This window comes from Mucilaginibacter sp. (assembly GCF_039935595.1).
Taxonomy (GTDB): Bacteria; Bacteroidota; Bacteroidia; order Sphingobacteriales; family Sphingobacteriaceae; genus Mucilaginibacter.
In genome coordinates this window covers 1-15,169 of record NZ_JBDTJZ010000107.1, presented here as the reverse complement: position 1 = coordinate 15,169, position 15,169 = coordinate 1, and the positions used below count along the sequence as shown (strand labels likewise).

Genomic DNA, 15,169 nt, shown 5'->3' with positions numbered 1-15,169 from the left:
GGCTACAGGAAACATCACTTTAATAAAAGCCTTGTTTTTTAAACTCCACTCTACAACGCCCTTATCATTGCCCCCGGTAAATAGTATACCCGGTTTTTGCGAAAGCTCCAGCGCGAAGATGGGGTTGGAGTGCCCGGTAAGTTCAACTACTTTTTCAACTTCCATATCCCGTATAAATGATTTCTAAGTTAAGTACTATTGTTTGATTACTTCAGCATCATATACTGATTTTGCTATTTGGGCAATAACAGATTCGCGCGTGTCTAAATCAGCGGTAGAATTGGTTATAAATACGGCTATTGCCAAATGTTTACCGTTAGGTAGGGTTATTATACCAACATCATTAGTTGCGGCTGATATACCTTTTTCGTTAGTTGAAGAACGTCCCGTTTTATGTGCTACTTTAATATCGTTAGGTAATAACCCTTTTATTTGTTTGACACCTGTACTGGTTGCATCCATCAATTGCCATAAATAATCATGGCTTGATTTTGATAAAAATGCAGGTTTTGTTGCAATATCCAACAAGCGTACCATTTCTTTTGGTTCAACCCAATTAGTAAATTGTATATCCCAGTTTTGTGCCATCTCAAATTCGGTTGCCTTAATCGCTATTTGTTGGATACCAAAGCTGTGCATATAATCATCCACAACAGCAATTCCTCCTAATAATTTGAGTAGTATATCACAGGCGTTATTATCACTTAGCGAAACCATATAACTTAATAGATCTTTAATAGAAATGCCAACATTCCCTTCGGGAAATTTATCACGAAGAGGACTGTATGTTTTTTGTAAGTCGTTTTTCGTAATTGGAATTAATTGATCTAAACGCAGATTGCCCTTATCTACCTCATTTAAAACTGTTATGGCGATAGGAAATTTCATTACGCTTTGCATAGGTAAATGTAGGCGGCCATTGTAGGATAGCGTATCCCTGCTTTCTATATTTAACATAGCAAAGCCTACCACGCCTTTAGCGTTTAATGCAATTTGCTTAATTTTATACCTTAACGAATCTGACTGAGCAGATGTAGTTATCGAATAAATGAACAAAAGGGAAGTCAGCCTAAGTTTGAATTTTCCCATAAACAGAAGATCAACTTATTTATGCCTTTGTTCTAAATTTTTAGCAATGGTATCCAAAGTCAATCCCTTTTCGCGCAGCAAAACTAACAGGTGGAATATAAGGTCTGATGACTCGTTTATCAGGTCAGTTTCTGTTTCTGCAAGTGCAGCTATAACTGTTTCAACACCCTCTTCGCCAACCTTTTGTGCTATCTTATTTAGACCTTTATTGCGCAGTTTATTTACGTATGATCCTTCCTGCGGGTTTTCGTACCTGTCGGCAATAATTTGTTCCAGTTGCAGGATGAAATTTTGGTTGTACTCTGTGTTAAAGCAGCTACGGTTGCCGGTATGGCAGGTTGGGCCATCGGGCTTAACTTTTATTAATATTGTATCGTTATCGCAATCCAATTGCATACTTTTTACATGGAGAAAGTTATTACTTGTTTCGCCTTTGGTCCATAATCGGTTTTTTGAACGCGAAAAAAAGGTTACTATGTTTTCCTTTACGGTTTTATCATAAGCTTCCTGGTTCATATAGCCCAGCATTAGCACTTCAAGCGTTTGCTCGTCCTGTATAACTACCGGCACAAGTCCGTCTGTTTTGTTGAAATCGATATTCATGTTCTATTCGTTAATGTCATTTCGAACGTGAGTGAGAAATCTATAAATTGAAAGGTGTGCGACCTGCTTGTGTATAGATTTCTCCTCGTTCCTCGTCGAAATGACAAATGGGTTTAATTATATTCTTACTTCTATATCCCTGCTTTTTAAAATCGCTTTTAAATCAGGTATTAATATTTCGCCGTAATGAAATACAGATGCTGCCAAAGCCGCATCTACGTTGGTTTTTTCAAATACATCCACAAAATGCTGTACCGAACCGGCACCACCTGAGGCTATTACCGGGATGTTTACCGCATCATTTACTTGTTTAAGTAACCTGTTATCAAAACCTGCTTTGGTGCCATCGTGATCCATAGAGGTTAATAATATCTCGCCGGCGCCACGACTTTCGGCTTCCAGTATCCAGCTTAATGTTTCCTTTTCAGTAGGTATGCGACCACCATTTAAGTGTACAATATTTTTACCGGCATTTAAACGGGTATCAACTGCCACTATTACAAACTGTACTCCAAAGGCTTTAGCCAGTTCATCAATTAAAGCCGGGTTACGAACAGCGGCAGAGTTAATGGATATTTTATCGGCCCCGGCATTTAATAACGCGTCGGCATCTGCAATTTCGTTAATACCACCACCAATGGTAAAAGGTATATTTATTTGCCGGGCTACCGCTTTAACCAGCTCAACCATGGTTTTACGACGCTCGTGCGTAGCGGTAATATCTAAAAATACCAATTCATCCGCGCCCTGGTTAGAGTAGTTCCAGGCCAGCTCAACCGGGTCGCCGGCATCGCGCAGGTCAACAAAGTTCACACCTTTTACAGTGCGTCCGTCTTTAACGTCTAAACAGGGGATTATGCGCTTTGAGAGCCCCCCCCGCCCCCTGAAGGGGGTGCTTTGCGAAGAGCTTATTTCGTTTTTTATTATACTCAAAACTGTTTCTAATTGATTAAGTATTTGTTCATTTTTAAAACGCAAAAACTTTATGCCATCGGCCTCTAAGCTTTTTTGTCTTCGTATATCGTTTGATGCAACCTCTGGAAGGTTATGAATACTTCCATCCAACTCAATAACTAATTTATGTTTATGACAATAAAAGTCAGCAATATAAATACTTAGTGGATGTTGCCTTCTAAATTTTTCGCCTAATTGATTGTTTTTTAGATAATGCCATAATATTACCTCAGCATCGGTCATTTTATATCGTAAAGCTTCTGCATTTTGGAAGATCAAACGATCGGCACCTAAAAACATTTGCTTTTTCATCAGCTATGGTTCCCCCTTTAGGGGGTTAGGGGGCTTAAATTGACATTAAACTCTCCAAATTCCAGTTTTGTATTTCTTCGACAGTAATATGACCTTCATAAATAGCTTTGCCTACCACGCATGATTCTATCTTGTAATTACTTAGTTCTTCAATATCTTTCATTGAGCTTACACCGCCGGATGCGATCAGTTTTATAAATGGCGAATGATCCAATAGTTTTTCGTAAAGTTCAACACCCGCGCCGCCCAGTTTACCATCTTTGTTAATATCGGTACATAAAAAACGGAAGAACCCTAAAGCCAAACATTTATCAACATAGTCCATCAGTTTAATTGGCGAGCTTTCCATCCAGCCCGAGTATTTAATTACTTCGTCCAACACGTCAATAGCTATAACTACATTATCTGAACATCTTTCACGACCGCAAATGGACCTGCTCAGCTCATCTAAAAACATAGGGTTAGTAATGGCTTGTGTGCCGACAATTACGCGATGAATGCCTGAATCTATCAGTTCTTTAACCTTATCGATACTGCGTATGCCACCGCCATACTGTACTTTCATTTCAGTTTTTCGGATCACATCAAACAGGTATTGCTGGTTCGAAAAATCGTTTTTAGCCCCGTTAAGGTCAATTACGTGGATAAAGTTGGTACCGTTTGACTGGTACTTTTCTATCATTTCTTCCAAAGAAACGTCGTAAGTAGTTACCTGGTTATAATCACCCTCGCGTAAGCGAACCACTTTCTTATCCAATATATCAATAGCCGGTATTATATACATGTTTTTACAATTTTGAGAAATTTGTTAATAGTTGTTCGCCGTACACGCCCGATTTCTCAGGATGAAACTGTACGCCGTAAAAGTTATCCCGCCAAATTGATGCCGAAAACTTAATATTATAATTTGTTGACGACAAAGTATATGCGTTATTATATTCAATAAAGTATGAATGTACAAAGTAAAAATGTGAACCCGCCGGAATATTTTTAAAAAGCGGGTTATCTTTCTCTGTAAAAACCTGGTTCCACCCGGTATGCGGTACCTTGTGGTTGGCATCGCTAGTAAATTTTAAAGTCTTAATAGGGAAAATGTTTAACAGGGTTGAATCGCCTTCTTCTGAATAAGCGGTGAGCAATTGCATCCCCACACAAATACCCAATGTAGGTTTTTTAAGTGCCTTTATTTTGGGTACCAGGCCGGTTTGCTCCAGTTTGTGCATGGCAGCACCTGCATGACCAACGCCCGGAATAATATAACGGTCGTACTGTTCCAGGTCTTCCTCACTATTTACCATTCCATAGGCAATGCCCAGCCGCTCTAAAGCAGCCGTTAATGAGAAGATGTTCCCTGCACCGTATCTTATTATCCCAATCATTTAGTTTGCAGTTTTGAGTTTGCAGTTAGCAGTGGGTAATTGCAAAATACTGCAAACTGCCCACTAATAACTGCAAACTATAACAATCCTTTAGTCGATGGTAAAACCATATTATTTACATCGCGCCTTACGGCCATTTTAATGGCTTTGGCAAAGGCTTTAAATATCGCTTCAATTTTATGATGCTCATTTTGGCCTTCGGCTTTGATGTTTAAATTGCATTTTGCCGCGTCGCTGAATGATTTGAAGAAATGGTAAAACATTTCTGTAGGCATTTCGCCAATCTTTTCGCGCTTAAATTCGGCATCCCAAACTATCCAGTTGCGGCCGCCAAAATCAATAGCCACCTGTGCCAGGCAATCATCCATAGGCAGGCAAAAACCGTAACGTTCAATTCCTTTTTTATTCCCCAACGCAGTAGCAAACACTTCGCCTAAGGCAATACCTGTGTCCTCGATGGTATGGTGCTCATCAATATGCAGGTCGCCTTTGGCAATAACTTCCAGGTCAATACTTCCGTGGCGCGCAATCTGATCCAGCATGTGATCAAAAAAGTGCAGCCCGGTTGATACCTTTGACTCGCCTTTGCCGTCCAGGTTTATTTTAATATAAATATCTGTTTCTTTGGTAGTACGCCTATGCTCAACCACACGTTCGCCCAGTTTTAAAAACTCGTATATCTTTTCCCAATCCGTCGTTTCAAGCGCTACCGTATCTTTTATATCATCATTATTTACGGCTTCGTTTCCGCCCAAATTGGAATGATTATTTAACCAAATAGCTTTAGCTCCTAAATTTTTACCCAGTAAAACGTCGTTACGACGGTCGCCTATGGTAAACGAATTTTTAAGATCGTATTTAGTGGTATCGAAATATTGGGTTAGTAACACCGTGCCCGGTTTGCGGGTAGGGGCGTTGTCTTTGGGCCAGGTCTTGTCAATATAAACCGCTGAGAATTTTACCCCTTCATTTTCAAAAGTCTTTAAAATAAAGTTATGTACCGGCCAAAAGGTATCTTCAGGATATGATACTGTGCCGAGGCCGTCCTGATTGGTAACCATTACCAATTCATAATCCAGTTCTTTAGCTATTTTAGGCAGATATTGCAGTGCGCCCGGATAAAACTCCAGTTTTTCAAACGAGTCTATCTGTTCATCAACCGGCTCCATTATCATGGTGCCGTCGCGGTCAACAAAGAGTATTTTTTGCAGATTGCTCATTTGAAATTTTGTAAAGTGTTTATCAATATTTCATTTTCATCAGGTGTGCCAACCGTTATGCGCAGGCTGCCTTCGCAAAGCTCAACTTTCGAACGATCGCGTACAATGATACCCTTTTCTACTAAAAAATTATAAATTCCTTTAGCATCTGTTGTTTTTACCAATATAAAATTAGCATCCGACGGATAAATATCAACCACAAAATCAAACTTTTTAAGGTTAAGTACCAATTGATCACGCTGGGTTAATGTTTCCTTAATCCAGGCGTTAACCTGGTCCACATTTTGCAGAGCCTGCAGCGCCAGTTGTTGCGAGGCTTCGTTCATATTATAAGGTGGCTTTACCTTATTCATTACCTCAATTATCTCTTCGCTGGCAAAAGCCATACCCACACGTAACCCGGCCAATCCCCATGCTTTTGATAAGGTTTGTAGTACCACCAGGTTAGCATATTCTGTCAACTCCTGTATAAAGGTTTTTTGCCGACTAAAATTGATATAAGCTTCATCAACCACTACAATGCCATTAAAGTTGGCTAATAATGTTTCCACATCATCCCGGTTTATAGAGTTGCCGGTAGGGTTGTTGGGCGAGCAAATAAATATCAGTTTGGTATTTTTATCTATTGCTTCGGCTATACCTTCCATATCCAGCTGGAAATCTTCGGTAAGCAGTACTTTGCGGGCTTCAATATCATTAATATTTGCCGATACCTGGTACATGCCATAGGTGGGAGGCACCAGTATCACATTATCAATGCCGGGGTTGCAAAAGCTTCTGAAAAGGATATCAATAGCTTCATCGCTGCCATTACCTAAAAATATATTGCGTATGGGTACGCCCTTAATTTCGCTTAAACGTTTTTTAACGTTGTATTGAAGGGGATCGGGGTAACGGTTGTATTGTTGTTCAAGAGGTGAGCCGAACGCGTTTTCGTTGGCATCTAAAAACACAGAGGCCTCGCCCTGGTACTCATCACGCGCGGACGAATAGGGGGTTAGGTTTTTGATGTTTTCACGCAGGAGCCCCCCTAACCCCCTAAAGGGGGAGTTACCATCGGGGCCGCTATAATATTGTTTGTTTATATCTTCACTCATTGTATTCACTTTAGGGTAATTACTCCCCCTTTAGGGGACTCATTCTCACACTCACCGCGTTTTTATGCGCGTGTAAGCCTTCCAACTCGGCCAATATCTCAACCGATGGGCCAATATTTTTTACGCCTTCCGGCGATAGATGTTGAAAGGTGATTTTTTTAACAAACGAATCAACCGATACACCCGAATAGGCCCTTGAATACGAGCTTGTTGGCAACGTATGGTTAGTGCCCGATGCATAATCGCCCACACTCTCCGGTGTTAAATTGCCCAGGAATACTGAGCCTGCATTGATGATCTTATCAGTTAGCTGTTGCCAGTTTTCAGTAGCCAGTATTAAGTGTTCAGGTGCGTATTGGTTACTAAACTGCATTGCCTCATCCAGCGTATTTGTTATCACGATGTACGAGTTATACAGCGCTTGCCTAACTATCTCGGCACGTGGTAATACAGCGGTTTGTTTTTCAATTTCTGCCAATACATCCTCAGCCATTTTTGCTGATGTGGTAACCAGTATACTTTGGCTGTCAATGCCGTGTTCGGCTTGTGCTAAAAGGTCGGCAGCCACATATTCAGCCTTTGCGGTATCATCTGCAATAACCAAAACTTCTGATGGCCCCGCAGGCATATCAATAGCTGTGGTGGTGGTTGATTGTATGATGGTTTTGGCCTTGGTAACAAACTGGTTGCCGGGGCCAAATATCTTATCAACCTTAGTAATACTTTCTGTACCGTAGGCCATAGCCGCTATTGCCTGCGAACCGCCAACTAAAAATATTTTATCAATTCCCAAAGCCAAAGCCACGTAAGCAATAAAGGCATTTACCTTACCATTTTTTTGCGGGGGCGAGCATACCACAACATCATGGCAGCCCGCAATTTTTGCAGGTATGCCCAGCATTAAAAAGGTACTTGGCAAAACTGCCGTTCCGCCGGGAATATACAAGCCAACTTTTTCAATGGGCCTAACTTCGCGCCAGCAGGTTACACCGGGCATGGTTTCTACCTTGTCCTCGGCTTTTAACTGCGTTTGGTGAAACTTATAGATGTTTTGATAGGCAATATCCAGCGCGGCTTTTTGCTCCGGTAAAACGGTTGAAGCTATTTCGGTTAGTTCAGCCTTATCCAAGTAAAGCTTATCCAAAACAACCTTATCAAACTTATTGGCATAATCATACAAAGCCTTGTCGCCATTTTGCTGTACGGTGGCTAAAACCTCCTCCACAATAGCGCGTATCTCATTAGCCGGGTCAACATTGCGCTGCACCAGCTTGATGATATCGTTTTTACTTAAGTCTGAATAATTAAATATTTTCATTAGTTGGCAGTTTTTAGTTTGCAGTTGGCAATAAGCAAGTTTAATAACTGCAAACTGACCACTGCAAACTGCTCACTATAGTATTATCTTTTCAATAGGCATTACTACAATGCCTTGTGCGCCGGCTTGCTTAAGCTGGCTTATCCTGTCCCAAAAATCGCGCTCGGGTATTACGGTGTGTACGGCTACCCAGCCTTCTTCGGCCAATGGCAGTACCGACGGACTTTTAACACCCGGTAATAAAGCCAATACATCGGTAAGATTATCTTTAGGTACATTTAATACCACGTATTTAGTTTCTTTGGCGCGTAATACCGATTGAATACGTTGTATCAATTCCTGCACCAGATCATCATATTCGGTATTTTTTGAGCTGATCAATATCGCTTCTGATGACATAACATCTGCAAATGGTACCAAACCGTTGCTTTTAAGCGTACCACCTGTTGAAACCAAATCGCAAATAGCATCGCTTAAGCCAAGTCCCGGAGAGATCTCTACCGATCCGGAAATGGTGCGGATATCAGCATGTATTTTTTCTTTCTTCAAAAACTTACCCAGTATAACCGGGTAGGTGGTGGCAATAGCTTTTCCGTTTAGGTCGGCTAATGTTTTAATGGAATTATTGTTGGGCACAGCTATTTTTAACGAGCATTTGCCAAAACCTAAGCGTTGCAGGTAGCTTACCTCAACTTCGGTTTCTTCAATAACGTTTTCGCCTACAATACCCAGGTCGGCAATGCCGTCCTGTACATATTCGGGTATATCGTCATCACGCAGAAAAAGAATTTCCAGCGGGAAGTTAGAAACCGGCGAGATAAGCGAGCTTTTGTAATTTTCAAAATTTAAGCCGCAATTTTTAAGTAATTCAACAGATTTTTCGTTGAGCCTGCCAGATTTCTGGATAGCTATTTTAAGTGTTTTCACAAATTTGATTTAAGGAACTATAAAAAAAGTATAAACAGGTGTTGTTATTTCGCGTAGAAACATACATTATCCTATCACCACATGGTGGTGATGGTTGAGATGAAGATGATGTAGTTTAAAGCTTCCCATTTTTTTATATAGCTAATAGATGGATAAGTATAATATGGTGCAAATATAGTGAGTAATTGGCAAAAACAAAATATAACTATGATTATTAGGATTTAAAGGATGGCAGGATGACAGTCAATTTGTATATTATATCAATTAAATCCTGCAATCCTTTAATCTTGGTCAATATTCATATACCGCCCCATCTTTAAACTCATATAGTTTAACTAACTTTTGCCGCTTTAAAATATCTTTAAGGTCTATCAGTTCCGGGTTTGTGTAGTTATTAAACCAAACCAGATAATAATGCTTAACCGCATAAAATTTAGCTATTTTATTCGTGAAGAACTGATGAGGTAGTAATTTGGCTTGTACACCTGATGCAAAGTAAACAGCTTCGTAAGCGTTAGAATATATGGGCACACCGGGTTTATAAATGTTGGTGTTGTATTTTAAAAAGTTAACAAATGGCGATTTATTCCAGGTGTCATCGGTATAGCCGGGGACTCCATAATCCGACTCGCTATCATACCTGTCAATATCTGCATAAAGTTGGTTGTAAGAGAATATCAGCAGTAGTAAAGCAAATGCCGACCAAGCCGCAACACTTTTAAATTTATTAAAACGCAGCTTTTTAATGGCTTTATTACACCACCAGGTGCAACTCCATAATAGCGGAATAAATAAAGGCGCCAATAATCGTGTATCTAATTGCTGAAATCTTGAGAACGTAGCAGATATGACCATGAAAAAGGCATACAATACTGTAAACGTAAGTATTATATGTTCGTAGCTATCTGTTTTGCGTGTAAGATTATGATATATAAACAAGCCGGTAATGCCGGCTAATATGATAATTGCCAGCGGCATTGCCAGGTAATAATGATCTTCGGATATATTTAACCAATCGCATAATACGGTGCCTAAATAGTAAACATTTTTGCTGAATGATGTTATTGAGGGTTCACGCGGACCGGTTATTGTTTTGGCAAGCAACGCGTTGCGTAAAAGATTTAAGACCAGTAAAGAAACCGCTGTTACACTATATATTATTATATGTATGATCTTTTTTTTGAGGATAAGGTTTCTGTCTAATAGTAAAAGCAATCCACCTGTACCAATTATAGTTACACCGGCATAACGGGTTATAGTACTTAATGCGGCAATAAACGCAACTATTAGCAGGGTAGTGGTATTATGTTTTACCAGGTACCGCTTGTAAGCAATAATAAACACCAGAGATAACAAAATAAACAAGGTCTCTGACCATAAGTAGGTATATATCTGTAATAATGAGGGGCTCAATACAATGGCAATTAACATTAACCATTTATAAACATAGTTGGCATTATTAAATCGTTGCATCAGCCAGCCACATAAATAAATAACGGTTGCAAATAACAACCCATTTAAAATGGGGGCGGCAACAATTGGGTCAATGCGGGTGATAAAGGTTATTACCCCTAAAAACAAGGGATAAAATACCGGGAAGTCAACAATAGGCGAATTATTGAAGGTGGTTAACGTACCATGACCGCTAAAGCTACGGGCGGCGCTGGTATACATAATGGAGTCGGGCGAGATGCCAATACCGCTATATCTGGTATAAAGATAGATGAGGTAAAAGCCAATCGCCGAAAAAACCAGGGTATCATACTTTTTTAGGTAATTGGATAGATCCATGTGTTACTTAATTAAATCCAGTATACTGCTAATCGGCTGATCGCTATCTATTAAAATACCTGTTACACCGGCGGCAGTGCCTGCTTCAACGTCGCGCTCCCTGTCGCCAATAAAATAGGATAGGGCAGGGTCGATATTATATTTTTCGATACCTTGAAGCAGCAACCCCGGTTTGGGTTTTCGGCAATCACACTCACCTGTAAAATCGGGATGGTGCGGGCAATAAAATATATCCGTGAATTCAACACCGTGGTTATGATAAGTTTCTTTTAATTTTTGGTGCATTTTGGCCAGCTCATCTTCTTTAACCCAACCTTTGGCCAGCGCGCCCTGGTTAGTAGCCACAATTAGCAGGTAGCCCTTATTCTGCAGGGTTTTTAACGCCTCGAAATTGTCCAGTATATGAAAATCCTCTAACCGGCAAACGTAATCACCTAATTCATGGTTAAGTACCCCGTCACGGTCTAAAAAAACAGCTTTATTTTTCAATGTTAATAGTATAAATTTTTTGCAAAGGTAATAAATCCTCGCACCTCTCATTTGTTTTGCCAAACGTATTAAAAACATAAAAAAAGTATGGTTATTAGTATTTTTCACATTATTTTACTAATTTAGGTAAGGTTTATAACCTGATTATTAACAAAAAAGGGTGCCGCGAAAGGAAAGTCAATTTTACTATATTGTAATACATTGACAGATTTGTTAACAATTTAATAATTTGCAAGCATAAAAATATGATGTTATTTAAGATATCTTAAAAAGTTTAAGAATATTTTAAATTGCCTCTCATAATCTGTAATTTCGTAGTTACACCATATTATATTATAAAGGTTTATTTTAAAGATGGATCAAACTGAAAGCGACCAAGGTCTGTACAGGCCAGAATTTGAACACGACTCGTGCGGAACAGGATTTATAACCAATATTAACGGCCATAAGTCACACCAAATAATTGATGATGCCTTAACCATGTTAGAGAACATGGAGCATCGCGGTGCCTGTGGCTGCGACCCTGACTCGGGTGATGGTGCAGGTATACTGATACAGTTGCCCCATGAATTTTTTATGGAAGAATGCTCTGACCTGGAGATCAGTTTACCTGAGCCGGGCGAGTATGGTGTGGGGATGATATTTTTTCCAAAAGAATCAGGCGTTAAAAAAGCCTGCCGTACTACTATTGATGCTGCAATTGAAAAACTGGGGTTGCATAAATTAGGTTATCGTAAATTAGTGGTTAACTCATCAGTTATAGGCGAAACCGCCCGTAGCGCTGAGCCTGATATTGAGCAGTTATTTATTGCCAGGCCGCATTCAATAACCAATGCCGACGATTTTGAACGTAAACTTTACGTATTAAGAAGATATATTAACAAAACGGTAACTGAAAGTATGCCCGCTGCCAGACAGCATTTTTACTTCCCTTCACTGTCTTGTAAAACTATAATTTATAAGGGCCAGCTAACTACTTACCAGTTAAGGCAATATTATCCTGACTTGACCGATCCACGTATAGCGTCAGGTTTGGCGGTGATACACTCACGTTTCTCAACCAATACCTTTCCGTCATGGAAACTGGCGCAGCCTTTCCGTATGATAGCGCATAATGGTGAGATCAATACACTTACAGGTAACTTAAACTGGTTCTATTCGGGTTTAAAATCATACGCTTCTTCGTATTTTACTAACGAAGAAATGGAAATGTTGCTGCCGGTGGTTGATAATAACCAATCAGATTCGGCCTGTTTGGATAATGTTATAGAGATATTACAATTTACGGGCCGCTCATTACCACATGTAATGATGATGTTGATACCTGAAGCATGGGACGGCAACGAACAAATGGATCCGATTAAAAAGGCATTTTACGAGTTTCATGCTACGCTAATGGAGCCCTGGGATGGCCCGGCTGCTATAAGCTTTACTGATGGTAAACTGGTAGGTGCTGTGCTTGACCGTAATGGTTTGCGTCCTCTGCGTTATACCATTACTGATGATGGCCGTGTAATAGCTGCGTCAGAAACCGGTGTGTTAAAAATTGACGAAAAAACAGTTTTACGCAAAGGTCGTTTACAACCCGGTAAAATGTTATTGATTGATACCGAACACGGTAAGGTCATTACTGATGAAGAAATTAAACAACAAATAGCCTCACGCCAGCCTTATGACCGCTGGTTGGAGAATTATAAAATAAAATTAGAAGACCTTAGCGAACCGCGCCTGGCCTTTGCCAATTTAAGCGCCGATTCTGTTTTCCGTTACCAGCAGGTATTTGGTTACAGCCGCGAGGATATTGATACCATTATCAAGCCAATGGCTTTAGATGGTAAGGAGCCTGTAGGCTCAATGGGTACTGATGTGCCTTTGGCAATCCTATCAGATAAGCCACAGCATTTATCAAGTTACTTTAAGCAGTTTTTTGCGCAGGTAACCAACCCGCCTATAGACCCTATACGCGAACGTTTGGTAATGAGTTTGGCTACCTTTATAGGTAATAATGGCAATTTACTGGATGAAGATAAAATGCATTGCCATTGTGTAACGCTCAAGCACCCGATATTAAAAAATCATCAGTTAGAAAAACTGAGGAGTATTGATACCGGCATGTTCCATGCAAAAACTTTGCAAACATATTTTAATGCCGACGGACTTCCGGGTTCATTGCAAAAAGGTATTGAGCGTGTTTGCCGTTATGCAGAAGATGCGGTTGCTGATGGTTTTGAGGTATTGATATTATCAGACCGAGCAGTGGATTCAGAGCACGCGCCAATACCATCATTATTAGCGGTATCTGCCGTACATCACCACCTGATAAAAAAAGGGTTGCGTGGCGCTGTGGGTATTGTGGTTGAAACCGGCGATGTATGGGAAGTACACCATTTTGCTTGTTTATTGGCCTTCGGCGCTACTGCTATTAACCCATACCTGGCACAAGCCACTATTGAAAATTTGAAAGAAAGCGGCGCTTTAGATACGTCGTTAGATACTAAATACCTGTTAAAAAATTACGTAAAATCTATTAATGATGGCTTGTTAAAAATATTCTCAAAAATGGGAATATCAACCTTGCAGTCATACCACGGATCGCAGGTGTTTGAAATATTGGGTTTAAATAAAGAGGTAGTAAATAAATACTTCTGCGGTGCAGTTACCCGTATAGGCGGTTTAGGCTTGGACGAAATTGCCCGCGAATCGCTGTGTAAACACCGTATTGGTTTTGGCAGTGGTAAAACTGAAAGTCGTTTATTGCCCGAAGGTGGTATTTACCAATGGAAACGCCGCGGCGAAGAACACTTATTTAACCCGACTACCGTACACTTATTACAACATGCTACACGCAGCAACAGCTACGAAGTATATAAAAACTATGCTAAGGCTATTAATGAGCAAACCGAAAAGCATTTTACCATTAGGGGATTGCTTGATTTTGCCCATCATCGCGAAGCGATATCAATAGACGAGGTTGAACCGGCAGAAAGCATTATGAAACGTTTTGCTACCGGTGCCATGTCATTCGGATCAATATCTCATGAGGCACACAGCACAATGGCTATTGCCATGAACCGCATAGGCGGTAAAAGCAATACCGGCGAGGGTGGTGAAGACGAGATGCGGTATGAGTTAATGGCCAGCGGCGATTCCATGCGCTCAGCTATTAAGCAGGTGGCGTCAGGACGCTTTGGGGTTACTTCAAACTACCTGACCAACGCCGACGAATTACAGATAAAAATGGCACAGGGTGCAAAACCGGGCGAGGGCGGACAATTGCCGGGCCATAAAGTAGATGACTGGATAGCCAGAACGCGCCACTCAACACCGGGTGTAGGTTTAATATCGCCACCACCGCACCACGATATTTATTCAATTGAAGATTTAGCACAGCTTATATTCGACCTTAAAAATGCTAACCGCGCTGCACGTATCAATGTGAAGCTGGTATCAAAATCAGGCGTAGGTACTATAGCCGCAGGTGTGGCCAAAGCCCACGCCGATGTAATTTTAATTGCCGGTTATGATGGCGGTACAGGTGCATCGCCAATAAGCTCGGTTAAACACGCGGGTTTACCATGGGAGCTTGGCCTGGCCGAAGCTCATCAAACCCTGGTACGCAACAAACTGCGCAGCCGTGTAGTATTACAAACAGATGGGCAGTTAAAAACAGGTCGTGACCTGGCTATTGCAGCCCTGATGGGTGCAGAGGAGTGGGGGGTTGCAACCGCGGCATTAGTAGCCGGTGGTTGTATCATGATGCGTAAATGCCATTTAAATACCTGCCCTGTAGGTGTTGCCACCCAGGATGCTGAATTAAGAAAGTTGTTTACCGGTCAGCCGGATCATATTGTTAACCTGTTCCGCTTTTTGGCAGAAGAGATGCGCGAGATCATGGCCGAGTTAGGCTTCCGTAATATAAACGAAATGGTTGGCCGTGTTCAGTTCCTCAAGGTTAAAGAAGGTGTTAAGCACTGGAAAGCCAAAAAGATC

Annotated in this window: 12 protein-coding genes and 1 pseudogene; 1 reads left to right on the top strand and 12 read right to left on the bottom strand. The window is 40.8% G+C overall.

Features of this window, described 5'->3' with window-relative positions; translation table 11 throughout:
- Positions 1 to 195: 195 nt before the first annotated feature.
- From bla to ABI367_RS07480, 12 genes and pseudogenes are all read right to left on the bottom strand, one after another.
- Complete coding sequence (bla, locus tag ABI367_RS07535; protein WP_462229145.1) at positions 196 to 1,089, bottom strand: class A beta-lactamase, subclass A2; 894 nt, start codon at positions 1,087 to 1,089, stop codon at positions 196 to 198.
- A 15-nt stretch (positions 1,090 to 1,104) separates the two neighbouring features.
- A complete protein-coding gene (gene hisIE, locus ABI367_RS07530) occupies positions 1,105 to 1,692 on the bottom strand; it encodes a bifunctional phosphoribosyl-AMP cyclohydrolase/phosphoribosyl-ATP diphosphatase HisIE (protein ID WP_462229143.1) in 588 nt (195 codons plus the stop codon).
- A gap of 117 nt (positions 1,693 to 1,809) precedes the next feature.
- Complete coding sequence (gene hisF, locus ABI367_RS07525) at positions 1,810 to 2,604, bottom strand: imidazole glycerol phosphate synthase subunit HisF (RefSeq protein ID WP_462229147.1); 795 nt, start codon at positions 2,602 to 2,604, stop codon at positions 1,810 to 1,812.
- A gap of 9 nt (positions 2,605 to 2,613) precedes the next feature.
- Positions 2,614 to 2,946, bottom strand: a pseudogene (locus tag ABI367_RS07520) (endonuclease domain-containing protein); the annotation flags it as partial.
- Between the two features lie 46 nt (positions 2,947 to 2,992).
- Complete coding sequence (locus ABI367_RS07515) at positions 2,993 to 3,742, bottom strand: 1-(5-phosphoribosyl)-5-[(5-phosphoribosylamino)methylideneamino]imidazole-4-carboxamide isomerase (protein ID WP_462229141.1); 750 nt, start codon at positions 3,740 to 3,742, stop codon at positions 2,993 to 2,995.
- A gap of 4 nt (positions 3,743 to 3,746) precedes the next feature.
- Complete coding sequence (gene hisH, locus ABI367_RS07510) at positions 3,747 to 4,337, bottom strand: imidazole glycerol phosphate synthase subunit HisH (protein WP_462229139.1); 591 nt, start codon at positions 4,335 to 4,337, stop codon at positions 3,747 to 3,749.
- A 77-nt stretch (positions 4,338 to 4,414) separates the two neighbouring features.
- Positions 4,415 to 5,557 (bottom strand): bifunctional histidinol-phosphatase/imidazoleglycerol-phosphate dehydratase HisB, encoded by a 1,143-nt coding sequence (gene hisB, locus ABI367_RS07505; protein WP_462229137.1) that lies wholly within the window; start codon positions 5,555 to 5,557, stop codon positions 4,415 to 4,417.
- Positions 5,554 to 6,654, bottom strand: a complete 1,101-nt coding sequence (hisC, locus tag ABI367_RS07500; RefSeq protein WP_462229135.1) for a histidinol-phosphate transaminase — start codon at positions 6,652 to 6,654, stop codon at positions 5,554 to 5,556. The genes hisB and hisC overlap by 4 nt, the downstream gene beginning before the upstream one ends.
- 19 nt (positions 6,655 to 6,673) lie before the next feature.
- Positions 6,674 to 7,972 (bottom strand): histidinol dehydrogenase, encoded by a 1,299-nt coding sequence (hisD, locus tag ABI367_RS07495; RefSeq protein WP_462229133.1) that lies wholly within the window; start codon positions 7,970 to 7,972, stop codon positions 6,674 to 6,676.
- A gap of 75 nt (positions 7,973 to 8,047) precedes the next feature.
- The gene (hisG, locus tag ABI367_RS07490; protein WP_462229131.1) at positions 8,048 to 8,899 is read right to left on the bottom strand and encodes an ATP phosphoribosyltransferase; all 852 of its coding nucleotides are present in this window, start codon (positions 8,897 to 8,899) and stop codon (positions 8,048 to 8,050) included.
- Between the two features lie 291 nt (positions 8,900 to 9,190).
- A complete protein-coding gene (locus ABI367_RS07485) occupies positions 9,191 to 10,690 on the bottom strand; it encodes a hypothetical protein (RefSeq protein ID WP_462229129.1) in 1,500 nt (499 codons plus the stop codon).
- 3 nt (positions 10,691 to 10,693) lie between these two features.
- On the bottom strand, positions 10,694 to 11,179 hold the full coding sequence (locus ABI367_RS07480) for a D-glycero-alpha-D-manno-heptose-1,7-bisphosphate 7-phosphatase (RefSeq protein ID WP_462229127.1): 486 nt from the start codon (positions 11,177 to 11,179) through the stop codon (positions 10,694 to 10,696).
- 354 nt (positions 11,180 to 11,533) lie between these two features.
- Here ABI367_RS07480 and gltB point away from each other — a divergent pair.
- Positions 11,534 to 15,169, top strand: a 3,636-nt coding sequence (gltB, locus tag ABI367_RS07475; protein ID WP_462229125.1) for a glutamate synthase large subunit, incomplete at its 3' end; no start/stop codon positions are given.

Excerpts from the sequence above, each read along its gene's own strand:
- bla (WP_462229145.1), bottom strand. The coding sequence starts at position 1,089 with ATGGGAAAATTCAAACTTAGGCTGACTTCCCTTTTGTTCATTTATTCG.
- hisIE (WP_462229143.1), bottom strand. The coding sequence starts at position 1,692 with ATGAATATCGATTTCAACAAAACAGACGGACTTGTGCCGGTAGTTATA.
- ABI367_RS07515 (WP_462229141.1), bottom strand. The coding sequence starts at position 3,742 with ATGTATATAATACCGGCTATTGATATATTGGATAAGAAAGTGGTTCGC.
- hisH (WP_462229139.1), bottom strand. The coding sequence starts at position 4,337 with ATGATTGGGATAATAAGATACGGTGCAGGGAACATCTTCTCATTAACG.
- hisB (WP_462229137.1), bottom strand. The coding sequence starts at position 5,557 with ATGAGCAATCTGCAAAAAATACTCTTTGTTGACCGCGACGGCACCATG.
- hisC (WP_462229135.1), bottom strand. The coding sequence starts at position 6,654 with ATGAGTGAAGATATAAACAAACAATATTATAGCGGCCCCGATGGTAAC.
- hisD (WP_462229133.1), bottom strand. The coding sequence starts at position 7,972 with ATGAAAATATTTAATTATTCAGACTTAAGTAAAAACGATATCATCAAG.
- ABI367_RS07485 (WP_462229129.1), bottom strand. The coding sequence starts at position 10,690 with ATGGATCTATCCAATTACCTAAAAAAGTATGATACCCTGGTTTTTTCG.